This is a genomic window from Sphingobium sp. GW456-12-10-14-TSB1, from assembly GCF_059424385.1.
The window spans coordinates 78,150-96,041 of sequence record NZ_JBWKZI010000001.1 but is presented as its reverse complement, the minus strand read 5'-3'; the positions used below and the strand labels follow the sequence as shown (position 1 = coordinate 96,041).

Annotated in this window: 24 protein-coding genes; 15 read left to right on the top strand and 9 right to left on the bottom strand. The window is 62.5% G+C overall.

Translation table 11 applies throughout. The features are described from left to right. Nucleotides 1–29 precede the first annotated feature (29 nt). Nucleotides 30–941, bottom strand: a complete 912-nt coding sequence (gene metF, locus AC07X9_RS00535; RefSeq protein ID WP_017181097.1) for a methylenetetrahydrofolate reductase — start codon at nt 939–941, stop codon at nt 30–32. After that, entirely contained in the window at nt 938–1,909 is a 972-nt protein-coding gene (locus AC07X9_RS00530) for an ArsR/SmtB family transcription factor (protein ID WP_017181096.1), read from the bottom strand. The genes metF and AC07X9_RS00530 overlap by 4 nt, the downstream gene beginning before the upstream one ends. 216 nt (nt 1,910–2,125) lie before the next feature. On the opposite strand from AC07X9_RS00530, the gene AC07X9_RS00525 reads away from it, so the two are divergent. Together AC07X9_RS00525 and AC07X9_RS00520 are read left to right on the top strand one after the other, a co-directional pair. Next, nucleotides 2,126–2,341 carry a hypothetical protein gene (locus tag AC07X9_RS00525; RefSeq protein WP_017181095.1) on the top strand — a complete coding sequence of 72 codons (216 nt, stop codon included), beginning with the start codon at nt 2,126–2,128 and terminating at the stop codon, nt 2,339–2,341. A gap of 78 nt (nt 2,342–2,419) precedes the next feature. Next, nucleotides 2,420–2,662: a hypothetical protein gene (locus AC07X9_RS00520; RefSeq protein WP_017181094.1), complete on the top strand. Its 243-nt coding sequence runs from the start codon at nt 2,420–2,422 to the stop codon at nt 2,660–2,662. Nucleotides 2,663–2,734: 72 nt separating this feature from the next. Here AC07X9_RS00520 and AC07X9_RS00515 read toward each other — a convergent pair whose 3' ends face one another. Further along, the gene (locus tag AC07X9_RS00515; protein ID WP_017181093.1) at nt 2,735–3,145 is read right to left on the bottom strand and encodes a glycine zipper 2TM domain-containing protein; all 411 of its coding nucleotides are present in this window, start codon (nt 3,143–3,145) and stop codon (nt 2,735–2,737) included. 208 nt (nt 3,146–3,353) lie between these two features. Here AC07X9_RS00515 and AC07X9_RS00510 point away from each other — a divergent pair, with 208 nt between their 5' ends. Further along, a complete protein-coding gene (locus AC07X9_RS00510) occupies nt 3,354–4,337 on the top strand; it encodes an esterase-like activity of phytase family protein (RefSeq protein ID WP_017181092.1) in 984 nt (327 codons plus the stop codon). A 186-nt stretch (nt 4,338–4,523) separates the two neighbouring features. Here AC07X9_RS00510 and rpmB read toward each other — a convergent pair whose 3' ends face one another. Beyond that, the gene (rpmB, locus tag AC07X9_RS00505) at nt 4,524–4,817 is read right to left on the bottom strand and encodes a 50S ribosomal protein L28 (protein ID WP_017181091.1); all 294 of its coding nucleotides are present in this window, start codon (nt 4,815–4,817) and stop codon (nt 4,524–4,526) included. Nucleotides 4,818–4,960: 143 nt separating this feature from the next. On the opposite strand from rpmB, the gene AC07X9_RS00500 reads away from it, so the two are divergent. Both AC07X9_RS00500 and AC07X9_RS00495 read left to right on the top strand, forming a co-directional pair. Continuing rightward, entirely contained in the window at nt 4,961–5,182 is a 222-nt protein-coding gene (locus AC07X9_RS00500; RefSeq protein WP_017181090.1) for a hypothetical protein, read from the top strand. Nucleotides 5,183–5,222: 40 nt separating this feature from the next. Continuing rightward, nucleotides 5,223–5,681: a nucleoside deaminase gene (locus AC07X9_RS00495; protein ID WP_017181089.1), complete on the top strand. Its 459-nt coding sequence runs from the start codon at nt 5,223–5,225 to the stop codon at nt 5,679–5,681. Here the strand turns inward: AC07X9_RS00495 and AC07X9_RS00490 are convergent. Then, nucleotides 5,643–7,541, bottom strand: a complete 1,899-nt coding sequence (locus AC07X9_RS00490) for a hypothetical protein (protein ID WP_017181088.1) — start codon at nt 7,539–7,541, stop codon at nt 5,643–5,645. The two genes, AC07X9_RS00495 and AC07X9_RS00490, sit on opposite strands and share 39 nt — an antisense overlap. A 42-nt stretch (nt 7,542–7,583) precedes the next feature. On the opposite strand from AC07X9_RS00490, the gene AC07X9_RS00485 reads away from it, so the two are divergent. Continuing rightward, nucleotides 7,584–8,000 carry a GtrA family protein gene (locus tag AC07X9_RS00485; protein WP_017181087.1) on the top strand — a complete coding sequence of 139 codons (417 nt, stop codon included), beginning with the start codon at nt 7,584–7,586 and terminating at the stop codon, nt 7,998–8,000. 105 nt (nt 8,001–8,105) lie between these two features. Then, nucleotides 8,106–8,399 (top strand): GIY-YIG nuclease family protein, encoded by a 294-nt coding sequence (locus AC07X9_RS00480; protein WP_017181086.1) that lies wholly within the window; start codon nt 8,106–8,108, stop codon nt 8,397–8,399. 79 nt (nt 8,400–8,478) lie between these two features. On the opposite strand, the gene AC07X9_RS00475 is transcribed toward AC07X9_RS00480, so the two are convergent. The 3 genes from AC07X9_RS00475 to AC07X9_RS00465 all read right to left on the bottom strand — a co-directional run bounded on the left by AC07X9_RS00475 (nt 8,479) and on the right by AC07X9_RS00465 (nt 10,953). Next, on the bottom strand, nt 8,479–9,282 hold the full coding sequence (locus AC07X9_RS00475) for a LytR/AlgR family response regulator transcription factor (protein ID WP_017181085.1): 804 nt from the start codon (nt 9,280–9,282) through the stop codon (nt 8,479–8,481). Then, the gene (locus AC07X9_RS00470; protein WP_017181084.1) at nt 9,279–10,385 is read right to left on the bottom strand and encodes a sensor histidine kinase; all 1,107 of its coding nucleotides are present in this window, start codon (nt 10,383–10,385) and stop codon (nt 9,279–9,281) included. Before AC07X9_RS00470 ends, AC07X9_RS00475 begins: the two co-directional genes overlap by 4 nt. 85 nt (nt 10,386–10,470) lie before the next feature. Next, a complete protein-coding gene (locus tag AC07X9_RS00465; RefSeq protein ID WP_019053964.1) occupies nt 10,471–10,953 on the bottom strand; it encodes a winged helix-turn-helix transcriptional regulator in 483 nt (160 codons plus the stop codon). Nucleotides 10,954–11,064: 111 nt separating this feature from the next. On the opposite strand from AC07X9_RS00465, the gene AC07X9_RS00460 reads away from it, so the two are divergent. The 3 genes from AC07X9_RS00460 to rplL all read left to right on the top strand — a co-directional run bounded on the left by AC07X9_RS00460 (nt 11,065) and on the right by rplL (nt 14,516). After that, entirely contained in the window at nt 11,065–13,170 is a 2,106-nt protein-coding gene (locus AC07X9_RS00460) for a RelA/SpoT family protein (protein WP_017181082.1), read from the top strand. 383 nt (nt 13,171–13,553) lie between these two features. Next, nucleotides 13,554–14,069, top strand: a complete 516-nt coding sequence (gene rplJ, locus AC07X9_RS00455) for a 50S ribosomal protein L10 (protein ID WP_017181081.1) — start codon at nt 13,554–13,556, stop codon at nt 14,067–14,069. 72 nt (nt 14,070–14,141) lie between these two features. Further along, nucleotides 14,142–14,516: a 50S ribosomal protein L7/L12 gene (gene rplL / locus AC07X9_RS00450; RefSeq protein ID WP_017181080.1), complete on the top strand. Its 375-nt coding sequence runs from the start codon at nt 14,142–14,144 to the stop codon at nt 14,514–14,516. Between the two features lie 198 nt (nt 14,517–14,714). On the opposite strand, the gene AC07X9_RS00445 is transcribed toward rplL, so the two are convergent. Continuing rightward, nucleotides 14,715–15,035 carry a hypothetical protein gene (locus tag AC07X9_RS00445; protein ID WP_017181079.1) on the bottom strand — a complete coding sequence of 107 codons (321 nt, stop codon included), beginning with the start codon at nt 15,033–15,035 and terminating at the stop codon, nt 14,715–14,717. 35 nt (nt 15,036–15,070) lie between these two features. Between AC07X9_RS00445 and AC07X9_RS00440 the strand changes: the two genes are divergently transcribed. From AC07X9_RS00440 to AC07X9_RS00420, 5 genes are all read left to right on the top strand, one after another. Further along, nucleotides 15,071–15,520, top strand: a complete 450-nt coding sequence (locus AC07X9_RS00440; RefSeq protein WP_140159547.1) for a hypothetical protein — start codon at nt 15,071–15,073, stop codon at nt 15,518–15,520. 213 nt (nt 15,521–15,733) lie between these two features. After that, nucleotides 15,734–16,180, top strand: coding sequence for an HPr kinase/phosphorylase (locus AC07X9_RS00435; protein ID WP_017181078.1), 447 nt, complete (start codon nt 15,734–15,736; stop codon nt 16,178–16,180). Next, nucleotides 16,177–17,115: an RNase adapter RapZ gene (gene rapZ, locus AC07X9_RS00430; RefSeq protein ID WP_017181077.1), complete on the top strand. Its 939-nt coding sequence runs from the start codon at nt 16,177–16,179 to the stop codon at nt 17,113–17,115. Before AC07X9_RS00435 ends, rapZ begins: the two co-directional genes overlap by 4 nt. Before the next feature lie 22 nt (nt 17,116–17,137). Beyond that, entirely contained in the window at nt 17,138–17,542 is a 405-nt protein-coding gene (locus tag AC07X9_RS00425; protein WP_017181076.1) for a PTS sugar transporter subunit IIA, read from the top strand. Then, on the top strand, nt 17,539–17,811 hold the full coding sequence (locus tag AC07X9_RS00420; RefSeq protein WP_017181075.1) for an HPr family phosphocarrier protein: 273 nt from the start codon (nt 17,539–17,541) through the stop codon (nt 17,809–17,811). Before AC07X9_RS00425 ends, AC07X9_RS00420 begins: the two co-directional genes overlap by 4 nt. The last annotated feature ends 81 nt before the right edge of the window (nt 17,812–17,892 follow it).

The window sequence follows — 17,892 nt, the reverse complement described above, 5'->3', positions numbered from 1 at the left end:
CAAGCTCAGGGCGAACGGATGAGGATAGATCATGCCGTTCCCCCATTGCTCGCCGCCGCCCGCAGGCCCAGCAAATGGCAGATCGCAAAACTCAGTTCAGCGCGGTTGAGCGTGTAGAAATGAAAATCGCGCACGCCCCCGCCGTAAAGGCTGCGACACAGTTCCGCCGCGATCGTCGCCGACACCAGCTGGCGCGATGCGGGATGATCGTCCAGCCCTTCGAACAGGCGGCCCATCCAGCTGGGCACCTGCGTATTGCACATCGCCGCCATGCGCTGCGTCGCGGCGAAATTGCTGACCGGCATGATGCCGGGTACGATGTCCGCCTTGATCCCCGCCGCCAAAGTCTTGTCCAGGAAACGGAAATAGGCGTCGGGGGTGAAGAAGAATTGCGTGATCGCACGGGTCGCCCCGGCGTCCAGCTTGCGCTTGAGATTATCAAGGTCGCTCTGCGCGCTCGCCGCTTCGGGATGCACCTCTGGATAGGCGGACACGGAAATTTCGAACGGATGGCGCTGCATCAGCCCTTCGACCAGTTCGGCTGCGCCCTTGTAACCCTCCGGGTGCGGCTCGAACGTCCCGCCCACTTCGGGCGGATCGCCGCGCAGCGCCACGATATGGCGCACCCCCGCCTCCCAATAGGCGTCTGCAATCTCGCCGATTTCCGCCTTGCTCGCGCCCACGCAGGTCAGGTGCGCGGCGGCGGCCAGCGGCGTTTCCCGCGCGATCCGGGCGACCGTATTATGCGTGCGCTCACGGGTCGATCCGCCCGCGCCATAGGTTACGGACACGAATTTGGGCTGGAGCGGCGTCAGCGTTTCGATCGCCGACCACAACTGCGCTTCCATCTTTTCCGTCTTGGGCGGGAAAAATTCAAAGCTGACATGGCAGTCGCCCGCAAGGTCCGCATAGAGCGGCGCGGCGGGATCGTTCAAAGTCATGCGGAAATCCGTCCTTCTTGCTGCCGGACGGGCGCGCCCTTGCGTCGCCCCAGCCACAGTTGCACCGTCAGTTCATGGCCGGGCAAAGTCTCCACCCGTTCCAGTTGCAGGCCCGCAGCGGCGAACCAGCCTTCCATCTGTTCGTCGGAAAAGCCTAGCCGCGCATGCTGGTCGCGCACGCGCAACTCCTCCCGCTCATGCGGCGCGAAGTCGGCGATCAGCACCCGGCCATCGGCCGCAGTGACACGCGCAGCCTCCCCTATCACCTGCTCAGGCGCCTGCGCATAATGCAGCACCTGATGCAGCACGACCGTATCCACGCTGCCCGGCTCCAGCGGCAACGCGCCAAAATCACCCAGCAGCAGCGCATATTTGTCGCGCGCATCCTCAGGCAGCTTGGTCCGCGCCAGCCGCAGCATGTCGGGGCTGCGGTCGATCGCGGTCACTGCCTGCGCCGCGCCGCCGAACAGCTCGATCATCCGCCCGGTGCCAGTACCGATGTCGAGCAAGTGGCCGATCGGCTCACGCTCCAGCAGCGCTGTCATCGCCGCCTCTACATCCGCCTCGGCCACATGGAGCGAGCGGATCGCGTCCCATTCTTCGGCATGGTCGGCGAAATAATCCTCCGCAGCGCGTGCCCGATCCGCCCGCACCGCCGCCAGTCGCGCCAGATCGGCCGCCTGCCACAATGTTTCGCTTTCCGACGGCGTCAGCCGGTCGAACAGCGCGATGAAGGGCGCAACATCGTCCCCCTTGCCCAGCCGCAGGAATACCCAATTGCCTTCCTTGCGCCGTTCCACAAGGCCAGCTTCGGCCAGGATACGGACATGGCGCGACACGCGCGGCTGGCTTTGCCCCACGACCTGCGCAATCTCCCCCACGGCCAGCTCCATCGCGCGCAGCAGGTGGATGATGCGCAGCCGCGTCGGGTCGCCAAGTGCCCGGAAAATATCGAGTGCCGTGTGCATGGCGGCATCATATAAAGAAATCTTTATATACGTCAATGCCCGCAGAATTTCCGCAACTGCGAACAAAAGCGCCCGGCTTTGCGGCCCGGATTGCAGGAATGGGATTGCCTTGCATCATCCAAAGCATTACGAATCGATGCGCAGGCGCAATGGGGGGTGAGCTTTTCTCCGAGAGTGGTCTGCACCGTTTTTATTCTCAGAGAGGGGTTTCTGCCCATGACCAAGTCTATCGCTCTTTCGCTCGTTCTCGCTGCTTCGCTCGGCCTGGCCGCCTGCTCGGGTGGCGCGGAAAACGCTGCCAACAACGCCGCCAACTCGGCTGAGAACGCATCGAATGCTGCTGACAACGCCATGAACGCTGCGATGAACGCCGCCGACAATGCCGCCAACGCTGCGTCGAACGCGACCAACAACGTCGCGAACGCGATGTAAGTCCAGCTGGACTTTTCAGAATTTGATTGGGGGTCGCGCCGGAAACGGAGCGGCCCCTTTTCCATTGGGGACCGATTGATGATCCGCACCATCTTCATCGCCACGGCGCTGCTGTCGCTAACGGCTTGCGGTTCGGGGTCGCCCGATGGCGTCGGCGGGGTCAGCGCCAGCGAAGCCAGTGCGCTCAATGATGCAGCGGCGATGCTCGACGCACAAAAGGGGGCGGCGCAAAATGATAACGCAGGTCTCAATCCGGCGGCCAGCACGGCGGCCCGCGCCGATCGCGGCCGGGTAGCGCCAGCGCCAGCCTCCAACCCCTGACGCAGAAAGGCCGCCTCACAAGAGACGGCCTTTCCCTTATCCTGCGGAAACCGCAGGCCTCACATCACCCGCTCAGCAATCGCGATCGATCGCGCGACCCGCCAGGGCACCGACGCCTGCGCCAATGATCGCGCCGGTCGTGCCGTCACCGCGACGGCCATAGCGGCCCGAACCCTTGCCGACCTCGTTGCCCAGCAGGCCACCGGCGATCGCACCAATGATGGTGCCACCCGTGCCATTGTCCCGGCAGCGATAACCGCCGCGATAGCCACCACGATAGGCGTTGTTGCGATAATAGCGGTCATTGCCGCGATAATAGCGGTCGCCGCGATAGCCGCGATAACGGTCACCGCGATAATAGTCGCCACGGTCATAACCGCGATAATAGCCATCGCGGGCCATAGCCGGGGTTGCAGTCACGGCCAGGGAAGCAGCGCCCATTGCCAGAGCGGCTCCCATATTGATCAGAAACTTCATCTTCATGGCGTTGCTCCTTCCAAAACCATCAATGCCTTGGCGCGTCCCACGCACGGGTTTCGCCAGTCATGATCGTCTTATGACCGATTCGCCTTGAGCCGACCCTGAATGGGGCTGACAGCCATGGTTCAGAGTCGACCTCCGCTGAAAAGCACAATTCGAAGCGCACAACCGCCTGCTGCGCCCGGCAGGATATTATCCTATGGCGAAGGGAATGTCGCGAATCCTGATCGTCCTGGCGCTCGCCATCCTGCTGCTGCCCGCCCCGCACAACAGCAAGCCCGCAACCGTGCAGCCGGGCGCGCTGCTCGTGACCACGCGCGCGCTGCCGCTCAGCACCAACGATCCTGCGCTGCGGCGTGTGGGCGCGCTTGCCTATCTGGGCGGTTGGGAACTGCGCAGCGCCAATCCGGGCTTTGGCGGCATTTCCGCCATGCTGGTCTCGCCGCCGGGCGATGTGCTGGCCTTGAGCGATTCCGGCATATTGATGGGGCTGCATGTCGGGCCGGGCGAAACGCGCCGCCGCCCGTTCATCGCCCCCCTGCCCATTCGGCCACAGGACCGCGATCGCCCCTGGTGGGCCTGGGATTCAGAATCGCTGACCCATGATCGTGCGACCGACCGTTATTGGGTGGGGTTCGAATTGCAGCAGGCAATCTGCCGCTATGCGCCCGGCTTTGCGCGGGTGGAGGCGTGCCGCACCTGGCCGCAGATCATGGCATGGCCCCCGACCGGATCGATCGAATCACTCGCGCGCCTGCCCGATGGCCGCTTCATCGCAATCGGCGAGATGGGGATGACGGCCGATGGGCGTCATGACACGCTGCTATTTCCCGGCGACCCGGCAGAAAGCGACACCGCCGATCCGATCCATCTGCGCTACACCCCGCCGCAGGGCTATCGCCCGACCGACGCTGTGGCGCTGGATGCGCGGCACCTGCTGGTCCTCAATCGCCGCCTGACCTTGCAGGAACTGTTCACCGCGACGATCGCGATCGTCGACCTGCCCGAACGGCTGGAACCGGGCATGGAACTAAAGGCCCGCACCCTCGCCCGCCTCGCCCCGCCGCTGCTGGCCGACAATTTCGAAGGACTGGCGATCAGCCGGGAGAACGGACGGACGATCATCTGGGTCGTGTCCGACGACAATCACGAATTTTTCCAGCGGACCTTGCTGCTGAAATTCGGGCTGGATTGATAGCTGCGAATGGGGTGCAGGGTGGATCGCAAGTCGTGAATTTCGAGAACCGGCGCCCAGCGTACTTCAGTACGTGAGCACCGGAAGCGCAGAAAGGCGCGGCTTGCGGGCCACCCTGCACCCCATTCGCACGCAAAAAAGCGGCCCGTTGCGGGGCCGCTTCTTATGCCGAAACGAATCGAGAAATCAGGCGGCTGCGGCAGCCTGCTTCTTGACGATGTCGCGCTTCAGGCGACGCGCCTTGAGCGACAGCTTGTCGTCGCTGGTCTTGAGCAGCCAGTTGTCCAGGCCGCCATTATGTTCGACCGAACGCAGACCATGGGTCGACACGCGCAGCTTCACGCTGGTTTCCAGCGCTTCGGAGATCAGCGAAACATTCTGCAGGTTCGGCAGGAACACCCGCTTGGTCTTGTTATTGGCGTGGGAAACATTGTGACCCACCTGGCGACCCTTGCCGGTCAGCTCGCAAATGCGCGACATAGTCAATCAACCTTGTAATTCGGGTTCGTTCGGAAAGCCGCGCCGATAACGGGATTCCCTCTGGCCGTCAACCCGCCGCTCGGCGTGTCGCAACCCTTTTGCGCGGCGAAGCGTTGTCGCCCCGTAACATATGGGAGGTTGAAATGCGATTCATTGGCGGGCTGTTGATCATTCTGTTGCTCGTGCTGGCTGGCGGCATCGCCACCGGCTTCATCGACTTGCAGAAAACGCGGGACGGACGGCTTCCCGAAATCGCCGTCAAGGAAGGCGCGCTTCCCAAATATGAAGCCAGCGTCGCCAAGGTAGAGGTTGGCACCCGCAACGAAACCGTCGAAGTGCCGACTGTCGCCGTCAAGAAACCCTGAGTTCGCGTGACGGGCAAGATGCTGTAAGGGCGGGGATGTCATGTCCTCGCCCTTTCCCTTGCCTGATCCGATGCGCCGCGCGCTGGCGCTGGCCCGCGCGGCCGAAACGGCGGGCGAAGTGCCGATCGGCGCGGTGGTGACCAGAAACGGCATCATCATTGGCGAGGGCGAGAATCGCAACCGCCGCGATCATGATCCCACCGCCCATGCCGAAATCGTCGCGATGCGGGCGGCGGCCATCCATCTGGGCGATTTCCGCCTGACAGGCTGCGACCTGTGGGTCACACTGGAGCCTTGCCCGATGTGCGCGGGGGCCATTTCCCACGCCCGGATCGCGCGGCTATATTATGCCGTGGGCGATCCCAAGGGCGGCGCGATCGAGCAGGGGCCGCGCCTGTTCGCTCAGCCGCAATGCCTGCACCGGCCCGAAGTCTATGGCGGATTGGCCGAAGCCGAAGCCTCAGCGCTGCTCAGGGACTTTTTTGCCGCCCGACGCTGAATAATCGATGCGGTAGAGCTGATAGGGCAATGTCATGCCGCTGTTCAGCGTCACCGGCACCAGCCAGCGCGGAATTGCGCCCCGCATCAGGTCGGCATAGAAACCCTGCGGGCTGCGCGACTGATAGATCGTGCCTTCGGGGAAATTGGGGCACACCAGCAAATAGGTCGCGTGATGCCGCGCCGCGATGGGGCGGAAGGCATCGGCCGGGCCGTCATAGGCGTGGTGCATGTCCAGGATCGTCGCACCATTGCGATGATAGGGACCGGCCAGCGCACTATGATGCGTCGTCGCGATCAGGCGCGGCCCCAGATCGACCATGGTGAAGATGGTCGCGGGGGGCAATTGGTCCAGCACCTCCAGCGCGGGCAGCGTGCGACACCGGCTATTGGCTTTCTTGATCGCATCGTTGCGGGCGATGGCAGATGGCCGCCAGGGCCTGGGCTTGTTGCCGGTCAATTCCGCCCATCCGCGCATGATCTGCGGATAGAGCGGATAGGCGCAGGCGATCGCCGCCAGCAGCGCCACCCCTGCCCCCGCCGCGATTCGCACCCGGCGCGTGCCGGTAAAGATCGCGACGATCAGCCGGTGCGAGGCCCAGGCAGCAGGCGGGATCGCCAGCAGCTGCGCCGCTGGCCCCGCGCGCAACTGCCAGAACAGCAAGGCGGTGGAAAAAAGCATCATCAGGCCGACAGTCGCCCAGGCCCATAGCCGCTCCGCATCGCGCCGCGCATCCCACAAGGCCCAGATCAGCCCGACCAGCCCCGCCAGCGGAATCGCCAGCAGCGGCACGACCAGGCTTTGCGCCTGCGCGGTGATCGGCTTGGCCTCCCGGATATTGGCCAGCCACAGTCGTTCGAGTTCGGGCGAAATCTGATAGGGACTCAGGCATTGCGGCCAGTTCAGCCAGAAGAAGGCCGCCACCGCGCCGCCCACGACTGCGCCTGCCGCCAGCCGCATCGCCCAGCCGCGCAAAGGGGCAAGCGAGAGCAGCACCATGCCCGCCGACGCCGCGCCGAACACCGCCACCCAGATGGGCGAAATCGCATCGCACACCATCGCGCGATTGGCATAGCTGGCGAACAGCAGATAGCAGAGCGAAGTCGCCCCGCCCAGGCTGAGCGCATAAGGCAGCATCCGCCGTTCCGCCCCTTCGCGGAACACCCAGCGCAGCGCGATCAGCCCGCCGCCCGCCGCCAGATAGACGATCATCTCCATGCCGATCGCGATCGACAGCGCACTGCTGACGCCAGCCATCACCCCGCCGCGCAGCCGGTTGGTGTCGATGACGCCGGCCAGCATCGTCACCGCCAGCGCCAGTTGCCAGCCATGATGGTCGATCCGCATCGGCGCATACATGCCCAGCCCCATCTGCGCGGCCAGCGGGGCAAGCGCGGCCAGCAACCAGCCATGCGGCCCGGCCAGCCGCCGCCCGATAAAGCCCAGGCTGAGCATCAGCAGCAACAGCGGCAGCAGCGGCGCGATGCCGCAGGCCAGCCGATCGGCCAGCCCCTGGTCGACAAAGGCGCGGAAGAACAGGATCAGCCCGGCAATGGGAATATCGACCAGACGCGACCAGTGGATATTGGCGCCGCCCGGCGGATCGAGCCGATATTGGCGCAGGTCGTACCACCCCTGCCCGGCCAGCCAGTCCTTCACCTGCACATAGCGGATATTGTCGTCCGTATCGCCCAGCACCAGCCAGTGTATGGCGGGCCAGCGGCTGACGACCATGGCGACCGCAATCGCGATCCAGATAAGGAAGGTCAGCCACTTCCAGTGCCGCGCGCTCCACGCCAGCAGGACAGGCCAAATATGGGTCACCCGCGCGCGCAGGGTATCGGCGCTTTTCAAGCTCATTCATGCCCCCTAAACGAGCCGTGGCAAAGCGCAACGGGGACCATGGCCATCATCAACCGACTTTCACCGCAGCATCGCGCGCTCTTCTGGCAAATCGTCCGCTATGGCGTGACCGGCCTGTTCGTCACCGCCTGTCAGGCGGTCATCTACTGGAGCCTCGCCGCGCTCGCCGGTCTGCATCCGCAACTGGCCAATCTGATCGGCTATGGCGCGGCGGTCGTCATCGGCTATGTCAGCCACAGCGCCTTCACCTTCCGCGGCCACGGCACCCGCGACAAGGCCGCATCGCGCGGCATCCGCTTCGTCGCGGTGTCACTGGTCAGCTATGCGCTCAACGCCCTGTGGGTATGGCTGTGCGTGACCCATATGGGCTGGCCCGAATGGTCGCCGATCCCGGCAATGATCTTCGTAACGCCCGCAGTCATGTTCGGACTGAACCGCCAATGGGTGTTCAAATAGTCCATTGGGCAATTTTTAACACAGCCTGCTCCCGCGCAGGCGGGAGCCTGGGTCCGCCCTCTGGACTGGGTTCCCGCCTGCGCGGGAACACGGTAGAATTTCGGCATGACCAAGCCCGGTTACGTCTATCTGATGGCAAGCAGCCAGAATGGGACACTGTATCTCGGCGTGACCAGCGATCTCGTTCAACGGGCCTGGCAACATCGCAACGGCTTTGGCGGTGAATTCAGCGCCAAATATCGCTGCCACTTGCTGGTCTGGTACGAAGCCTATGACGACATTCAGGAAGCGCGCCAGCGCGAGTTGCGGATGAAGAAATGGGAGCGCAAATGGAAGCTGCGTGTGATCGAGGAAATGAACCCAACGTGGCGCGACCTGTTTGAGGATATCGCCACATAAGCCGTGTTCCCGCGCAGGCGGGAACCCAGTCCCGTTCTGCGAACTGGATTCCAGACTGCGCGGGAATACGATGTTCTATTTAATGCACGAACCGCGCCACCACGTCGCGGTAGGAGCGGCTGACCTTTACCTGGGCGCCTGATTCCAGCACCAGGAAACATTCGCCATTGGTGTGCGGCTTGACCTGCTTCACCTGACTGAGATTCACGATGGTGGAGCGATGGACGCGCTGGAAATTGCGCGGGTCGAGCCGCTTTTCCAGATCCTTCATGGTTTCGCGCAGGATCAGGCTATTGTCGGCGGTGTAGATGCACATATAGTCGCCCGCTGCATCGATCCGCTCGATCGAATCGACATCGACGCGGAAAATCTGGCCGCGATCCTTGATGTTGATGAGCTTTTCGAAGCGATTGGACGCCGGACCTTCCTCCTCCGCCACGATGAAGTCGCTCATCGCCTGGGGCGCGACTTCAGCCAGCACCTCGCGCAGCTTCTCCGCTTCCTGCACCTGCCGCTTGTCCGACAGGCGCAGGCGCACCCGGTCGAGTGCGTCGGCCAGACGGCCTTCCTCCACGGGTTTCAGCAGATAATCGACCGCCTGCGCCTCGAACGCGCGAATCGCATGGTCCATATAGGCGGTGACGAAGATGAAGAGCGGCGGTTCGACTTCCATGATCCCCTGAACGACGGAAAATCCGTCAAAACCGGGCATCTGGATGTCCAGGAACACAAGGTCGGGCTTATGCGTCTTGATAGCGCGGATCGCTTCGCGCCCATTGTTGCAGGTTTCGATAATTTCGACATCCTCATGCGCTTGCAGACGCAGCATAAGCCCTTGCGTAGCAAGGCTTTCGTCGTCGACGAGGATTGTTCTGATGGTCATGCGGCCACTTTCGATGAATCTTCCAAATTGAGCGGGATTTCGATGATCACCGAGAAACCGCCGGGACTTGAACGTGTTTCAAAGCTCTGTCGTTCCCCGAAAGCCTGAATGAGCCGGTCGCGGATGTTTGGCAGGCCCACGCCCGTCCCTTCGCTGACGGCAATGTGTGGCTTCATTCCGCTTTCATTCAATCCCGGCCCGGTATCGGATACGACGATCCGCACATTTTCACCGGCAGGCTGCGCGCTGACGGTTATGTCCGCCCCCTCCTCCTTGGGCGTCACGGCATATTTGATCGCATTTTCGACCAACGGCTGAAGCAGCAGGGATGGCAGGCGCGCCCGCGCGACCGCCGGGTCGATGGTGAATACCGGACGCAGCCGGTCCTCGAACCGCATCTTCTCAATCTCCAGATAGAGTTTGAGCGTCTCTATCTCCTGCTCGATCGTCACCTGCGCGGTCGGCTCGTTGATGAGGGTGTAGCGCAAAAAGGAGGACAGGCGCGAGAGCATCGCATTGGCACGATCGGTCTGTTTGAGCAGCACCAGCGTGGAGATGGAATTGAGCGTGTTGAACAGGAAATGCGGGTTGAGCTGGTAGCGGAGCATCGCCAGCTGCGCGCTCGACGCCTGATTTTCCAGATGGAGCAGCTGGTCGGCCTGCTCCTCCACCGTAAGATAGAAATTGATTGCATAATAGAGCGCCGACCATGCGCCCAATAGCGTCATCGACAGATAGAAAGCGCCCAGGAACAGTTGCAGCCCCGCCGTCTCGCTGCCCTTGTTCTGGGTCGAAAAGACCCAGGCGTCGATAAAGGCGACCAGCGCGGCGGCGGCCACGACCGTCAGGATCGATGCGCCCCAGGTGACGATCGGTTTGCGCTTGAGCAGGAAGCGAAACATCACCGCGATCAACAACGTCACCGAATAGCCGGTGACGGTGGAAATCAGCACCGGCACCAGGCTGGATAGCGGCTGGCCATTGGCGATGGTGGACGATCCGCGCAACAGGAACGCGCCGGCCCAGCCCAGCGATTGCAGGTTCCAGAAGGCGCGATTCTTGTCCGCGAAAAAGGGCTGGGGCTGAAAGGGATGAACAGACATTGCAGGCAGCCTAGGCGATTTGAAGCGGCTGGTGAAGCCGCCGCCGCCCAGGACGTCCTCACCCTGGCCGCGTTGCGCCCGCCCGTCAGGCGGCGGCAGCGGAATCCTCCGCCATCGGGGTGACTTGGTCGGGACACAGCCAGACCAGATCGTTCAGGTCCAGTTCGCGCCCGTCATGCGCCTGTATCGTGACCCTGCGGATCGGCAAGCCGTCGCGCCGGTCGGCCAGCACCTGGCACGACACGGTGCCGCAGCTCCATTTTTCGCCCCACTGGCGCAGGGCGATCATGACCGGGGCCAGTTCCCGCCCCTTTTCCGTCAGGCGATATTCCACCTTGCGCCGGTCGCACTGCATGGGTTGGCGCAGCATGATGCCGTTTTCGACCAGCCGGGCGAGGCGGTTGGCCAGGATGTTGCGGGCGATTCCCAGCGTCGACTGAAACTCCTCGAAATGGCGGATTCCCGACAGGGCGCCACGCAGGATAAGGAAAGACCAGCGCTCTCCCATCGCCTCCAGCGCACTGGGGAGCGCGCATTGTTCCAGATCCTGTGCCAGATTATGTTTCATGGTGATGACTAGATAGCCCAAAGCAGCGACAGTTGCAAAAGCGCTGTGTATTTAGGGCAGATGGGATTTTTTTGTTGCGCTGCAAGGCACTTCCCACACAATCGGGAAACGATGTTACGCCAGTATGAACTAGTCGAGCGCGTCAAACGCTATGATCCCAACGCGGATGAAGCGATGATCAACCGCGCCTATGTCTTTTCGGTCCAGAAGCATGGCAGCCAGAAGCGCGCCAGCGGCGACCCCTATTTCAGCCACCCGATCGAGGTGGCGGGCATCCTCACTGATTTCGGGCTGGACGACCAGACGATCGTGACCGCGCTGCTACACGACACGATCGAGGATACGCTGGTCACCTATGCGGAGATAGAGGCGGCGTTCGGCAAGGATGTCGCGCGCATGGTCGATGGCGTGACCAAGCTCTCCAAGATCGAGGCGATGAGCGAAAATGAGCGGGCGGCGGAAAATCTCCGCAAATTCCTGCTCGCCATGTCGGACGACATCCGGGTGCTGCTGGTCAAGCTGGCCGACCGGCTGCACAATATGCGCACGCTGCATTTCATCAAGAATCCCGACAAGCGCCGCCGCATCGCCAAGGAGACGATGGATATCTACGCGCCGCTCGCGGAACGGATCGGCATGTATGACTTCATGCGCGAAATGCAGTTGCTGGCCTTTCGCGAGATTGAGCCGGAAGCCTATGCCAGCATCACCCGGCGGCTGGAGCAGCTGAAGGAAGGCGGCCATGACAAGGTCGACCGGATCGGCGCGGAATTGCAGCTGTTGCTGGGCGGATCGGACATTCCGGTCACCGTGTCGGGGCGCGAAAAACATCCCTTCTCGATCTGGAAGAAGATGCAGGAGCGCCATATCAGCTTTGAACAGCTGACCGACGTGATGGCGTTCCGCGTGATTACCGAGACGACCGCGGACTGCTACCGCGCGCTGGGCGTCATCCACCAGACGTTCAAGATGGTGCCGGGCCGGTTCAAGGATTATATCTCCACGCCCAAGCGCAACGGCTATCGCTCGCTGCACACCACCGTCATCCATCAGGACAATGCCCGGATCGAGGTGCAGATCCGCAGCCGCGACATGCATCATGACGCCGAACTCGGACTGGCAGCGCATTGGGCCTACAAGCAGAAGGGCGACGCGAGCGACCGTAATGCGGCATGGCTGCGCGATCTGGTCGAAATATTGGAACAGAGCCAGGATGCGGACGAGCTGCTCGAACATACCCGCATGGCCATGTATCAGGACCGCATCTTCGCCTTCTCGCCCAAGGGGGAACTGCACCAGCTGCCCAAGGGATCGACCCCGGTGGACTTCGCCTATGCGGTGCATACCTCGCTCGGCAACCAGACAGTGGGCGCGAAGGTCAACGGACGGGTCGTGCCGCTGCGCACCAGCCTGGACAATGGCGATCAGGTCGAAATCCTCAAATCCGACGGGCAGGAACCGCAGCCGGGCTGGCTGACCTTCGCCATCACCGGCAAGGCGCGCGCGGCGATCCGCCGCTATATTCGTCAGAAGCAGCGTGGCGAGGAAGTCGCGCTGGGCGAAAAACTGTATGAGGAAATCGTCGGCCGCTTCTCTCCCGATCTGGCCAGCGAACTGGGCGACAAGGCGCTCAAGGCGGCGCTCAAGCGATTGAAGCTCGATGATCGCGCCGCGCTGATGGTGGCGATCGCGACGCATCGGCTGCTCGATTCGGAAGTGATGGAGGCGCTGGTTCCCGGCTCCACCACGGGCAAGGACATGGAACAATCCCATCCGCGCCAGCATGCGCCCATCTCCATCCGTGGGCTGACACCGGGCATCGCCTACAGCCTGTCCGATTGCTGCCACCCGGTGCCGGGCGACCGCATCGTCGGCATCCGCCGCACCGGCGGGCCGATCGAGGTGCACACGATCGACTGCCGCACGCTCGAAGCGGGGCAGGATGACGACTGGGTCGACCTGTCATGGGACAGCAAGTCGAAGGGCGGCACCGCGCGATTGCAGGTCATCGTCCAGAACCAGCCGGGCGCGCTGGCCGCGGTCACCAATGTGTTCGGCGCGACCAAGGCGAACATCCTCAACCTGCAACTGGTCAACCGCGAAGGCCCGTTCCACACCGACATCATCGACCTGGAAGTCGCCGACGCCCAGCATCTGATGCGGATATTGTCCGCGCTGCGCGCGCTCGACACAGTGGTACAGGCGGACAGGGTTTAAGGCATCAGCCGTTCGGGCTGAGTGAAGTCGAAGCCTTCCCCTGAGCGGAGGCGAAGGCACCTTGCTTCGCTCAGGGCGAACGGTGTCAGGAATTTCCGCGTGACATTGCGCCCCTTCCCCGCTAATGGCCCCGCAGCGAACCCCTTGCGGGTTCACCGTCCGAGACAGTTGGTGAGGGGAATCTGCCCCTCTTAATGTCCAGCCTAGACGGGGAAAAGTTCTTTACCGGGCGGGCCATCACGGTCTGTTTCGGGTCTGCCGCTTTCCTTCATATGGACGAACGGCCAGTCGATCTCTCCCCTTCGGACTAAACATCCCGTGTGCTTGCACGCGGGTTTTTGCCGTTCATCGGGTTTTCCGGTGGACATGAAGTGGAGAATGGCATGGATCGTAATCAGAAATCTGAGGTCGTCACCACGCTGAACGCTACTTTTGCCGACCTGGGTGTTGTCGTGGTCACACGTAACCTGGGCATGACCGTCGCACAGTCGACGATCCTGCGGCAGAAGATGCGCGAAGCTGGCGCGTCCTACAAGGTTACGAAGAACAAGCTCGCCAAGATCGCGCTGAAGGACACGCAATACGAAACGATCAGCTCCATGCTGACCGGCCCGGTTGCGCTGGCCACCTCGGCCGATCCGGTCGCCGCCGCCAAGGTGGTGATCGATTTCGCCAAGACCAACGACAAGCTTGAGATCGTTGGCGGCGCAATGGGCGGTGTGCTGCTCGATGCAAATGGCGTCAAGGCGCTCGCATCGATGCCCTCGCTGGACGAACTGCGTGCAAAGATTGTCGGCCTCATCCAGGCCCCGGCAACCAAGCTCGCCACCGTCATCCAGACGCCGGCTTCGCAGCTCGCTCGTGTCTTCAACGCCTATGCGGAGAAGGAAGCGGCCTGATCGGTCGCAACCAGCTTCCTGTAATCGTTTCAACATATTGCGGGGTTCACCCCGTTTAGAAGGAAAAATATCATGGCAGACATCAACGCACTGGTCGAACAGCTTTCGGCCCTGACCGTCCTCGAAGCCGCCGACCTGTCGAAGGCTCTGGAAGAAAAGTGGGGCGTTAGCGCCGCCGCAGCCGTCGCCGTCGCTGGCCCCGCCGCTGGCCCCGCCGCCGCCGCTGCTGAAGAGCAGACCGAATTCGACGTGATCCTGACCGGCGACGGTGGCAAGAAGATCAACGTCATCAAGGAAGTCCGCGCCATCACCGGCCTGGGCCTGACCGAAGCCAAGACCCTGGTTGAGTCGGCTCCCAAGGCGATCAAGGAAGGCGTGAACAAGGAAGAGGCCGAGAAGGTCAAGAAGCAGCTTGAAGAAGCCGGCGCAACCGTCGAACTCAAGTAATCGGGATGCCTCGCTTCATGCGAGGCTGACCGGCTGGCCTTTGGGCTGGCGGATATAGGGCGGTGCCGAAAGGTGCCGCCCTTTTTCTGTGTTGCGATATTGCGTTCGCACTCTCCGTCATCCCGGACTTGATCCGGGATCCCTTCACCGGGCGGTCGTGATTCTACGAGAGGTAGAGCCAGTGGATCCTGACTTTCGTCAGGATGACGGCAGTGGTGATGGCGGGTGACGACCAATTTTTGCCGCTCCCGCCGTGCCGTGCACATCCCGATTGCAGACGTCGCCCATCGTGATATTTTCAAGCCCATGAAAGTTCGCCAGAAGAAGTTGCGGTTGACCGAAGCGACTGCCCACTATCTGCGGCAGATCGGGCGGAAGGCGCAAAAAGGCGAGGAACCAAATGATCGCGGCTTTGATCGCAAACTCGATGAAAAACTCAAGCGAATGCGGCCGGAAGACGTTGATGCCCTTTTTCGCGGCGAAGATGATTAGCGCCTTAACGGCGGCGACGGTGACCACTTGCGGTCCCGCCCATGCTTCGGCACCATCCTCACATGCAGACGCAAAACAAAAAACTTGCGATGATTGTTGCGGTAACATCTGCAACGCTATTGACGTCTTGTTCGCCTAGTCCAATCGAAATTTATGCGTGCCTCCTCGGGAAAAATCTCGCTTTTCATGTGGAGAATACGCGCGGTTGGTTCTCAGATAGCGTTGCCCGACCTTGGAGCGTGTCAGTATTCGAATATCGAACCAGACTGGCTTGGGAGACGAAAGTACCCTTCGGCCTGGCTGACAATCGGGAACATACATATCAGCCGCAGCGAAGCATCATTCTTTACGGTGATCGGTATGTTGGTTGGGAAATCCAACAAGAAGCTCAACCGCTGATCAGAGGAAAGAACTACATCGTGACGATTTGGTCTGACGGCGGTAAGGGCCACTTGGACATGATTTACGGCACCGAGCTTCCTTCATGTCCCAACGGCAGCCAAAGCCGTTAAGCGTCCAAAAGCCGCCAGTCCGCTACCCACCACCTCCCCGTCATGCTGACGAAAGTCAGCATCCAGTGTCACGCACACCACCCTGTATCCCGCCGTGCGCCGCAATGACGAAGCCCCCGCGCAACCGCCCCCCTCCCCGCCCCACAGTGGCACGCCCCTGTCCCAAAAACCCGTTCCCACTTTCCCCCAGTCTGTTCTACAAGTGGAACAGATATGCCGCGCGCCCTTTCATCCGAAACGCTTCATGCGACCAGCGTGGCCATTGGCGGCCGCGCGGTGCTGCTGTGCGGGGTGAGCGGGATCGGGAAGTCGGACCTTGCGCTACGGCTGATCGACCGAGGGGCGGTGCTGATCAGCGATGATTACACGCTGGTCAAGCGGGTGGACGGGCAACTGGTCGCCACTGCACCCGCGACCATCATCGGCAAGATGGAGGTGCGCGGGCTTGGCATCGTGGCGATGCCCCATGTCGCCGACGTGCCGGTCGCGCTGATCGTCGATCTGTTCGACAAGGTCGACCGGATGCCGCTGGAGCCGGTCATGCGCACGGTGGCCGGGATCAACGTGCGCGTCGTCAAAATCGCGCCGCTGGAAGCCTCCGCGCCGATCAAGGTCGAACTGGCGCTGCGGATGCCGGATCGGGGGGCGGACACCCCATGACCCAGTCTCACCCCAAATCCATCCTCCTCCTGTCCGGCCTGTCGGGCGCGGGCAAGACCACGGCGCTCAAAACGCTGGAGGATATGGGCTGGGAAGTGGTGGACAATCTGCCGCTGGTGCTGCTCGACCGGCTGCTCGACACCCCCCTACCCGCGGGCCATGCGGGCGCGGACGACCGGCCGCTGGCGCTCGGCATCGACGCGCGCACGCGCGGGTTCGATGCCAATGCCATCGTCCAGCGGATCAAGGCGCTGCGCGACAATCATGGCCATGATGTCGAAACCCTGTTCCTCGACTGCTCCGGCACCGAACTGGAGCGCCGCTTTGCCGAAACCCGGCGGCGCCATCCGCTGGCGCTCGATCGCCCGGCGGCTGACGGGATCGCGCGCGAACGCGAACTGACCGAGCCGCTGCGTCGCTGGGCCAGCCAGGTGATCGACACCACCAGCTTCTCCAGCAACGCCCTGCAACAGGCGATCCGCGACCGTTTCTCGCGTGAGCGGCTGTCGGACCCGGTGCTGACCATCTTGTCCTTCGGCTTTTCGCGCGGGATGCCGCGCAACGCCGACCTGATGTTCGACATGCGTTTCCTGCGCAACCCGCATTGGGACGACGCGCTGCGGGACAAGACGGGGCAGGACGCGGACGTCGCCGCCTATATCATGGCGGACCCCGCCTATGAGGAAGCGGTCGGCAAGATCGAGGAACTGCTCAAAATAGTGTTGCCGCGCTACGCAGAGGCCGGGAAAGCCTATATTACCGTGGCGTTTGGCTGCACCGGGGGACGGCATCGGTCGGTCCATGTGGCCGAACGCGTCGCCAGATACTTGCAAGACGCGGGCTTTTCGCCCACGGTCTCGCACCGCAATATGGAATCGGCGCCACAGGATAGTCTGGAGAAGCGCCCACCGGGAGGCCCGAAAGCAATATCATGAAGCAGGTGGGCCGCAAAAGCACATGATCGGACTTGTACTCGTCACCCATGGGTCGCTTGCGACCGAATTCGTCGTCGCGATGGAGCATGTCGTCGGCCCGCAACAGCAGATCGAAACGATCTGCATCGGGCCGGATGATGACATGGAATTGCGCCGCGCCGACATCGCGACCGCCGTTGCGCGCGTGAACGACGGCAGCGGCGTCATATTGCTGACCGACCTGTTCGGCGGCACCCCATCCAATCTGGCGATTTCGCTGCTCAAGGCGGGCGAGATCGAGGTGATCGCGGGCATCAACCTGCCCATGCTGATCCGGCTGGAAAGCGCGCGCAAGGTGATGGACGTGAAAGCCGCCGTCGCCGCCGCGCGGGAGGCGGGACAGAAATATATCAGCGTTGCGTCGGAACTGTTGGGCAGCACCACATGAATGAAGTCAGCCAGTTAGTCCTCATCAGCAACAAACGCGGCCTCCACGCCCGCGCGAGCGCCAAATTCGTGACGCTGGCCAGCGGCCTGCCCGCCAACATCATCGTCAGCAAGGATGGCAGCGACGTGACCGGCACCTCGATCATGGGGCTGATGATGCTGGGCGCGGCCATGGGCGACAGCATCACCATCAAGGCAACCGGGCCGGACGCCGCCGATTCCCTGGGCAAGCTGGTCGGCCTGGTCGAAGACAAATTCGGGGAAGAGTAGACATATCCGTTCGCCCTGCGCGAAGTCGAAGGGCTCAACCGACCGCAGGGAGGCACGTCGCTCCGCTCAGTGGATGGCTTC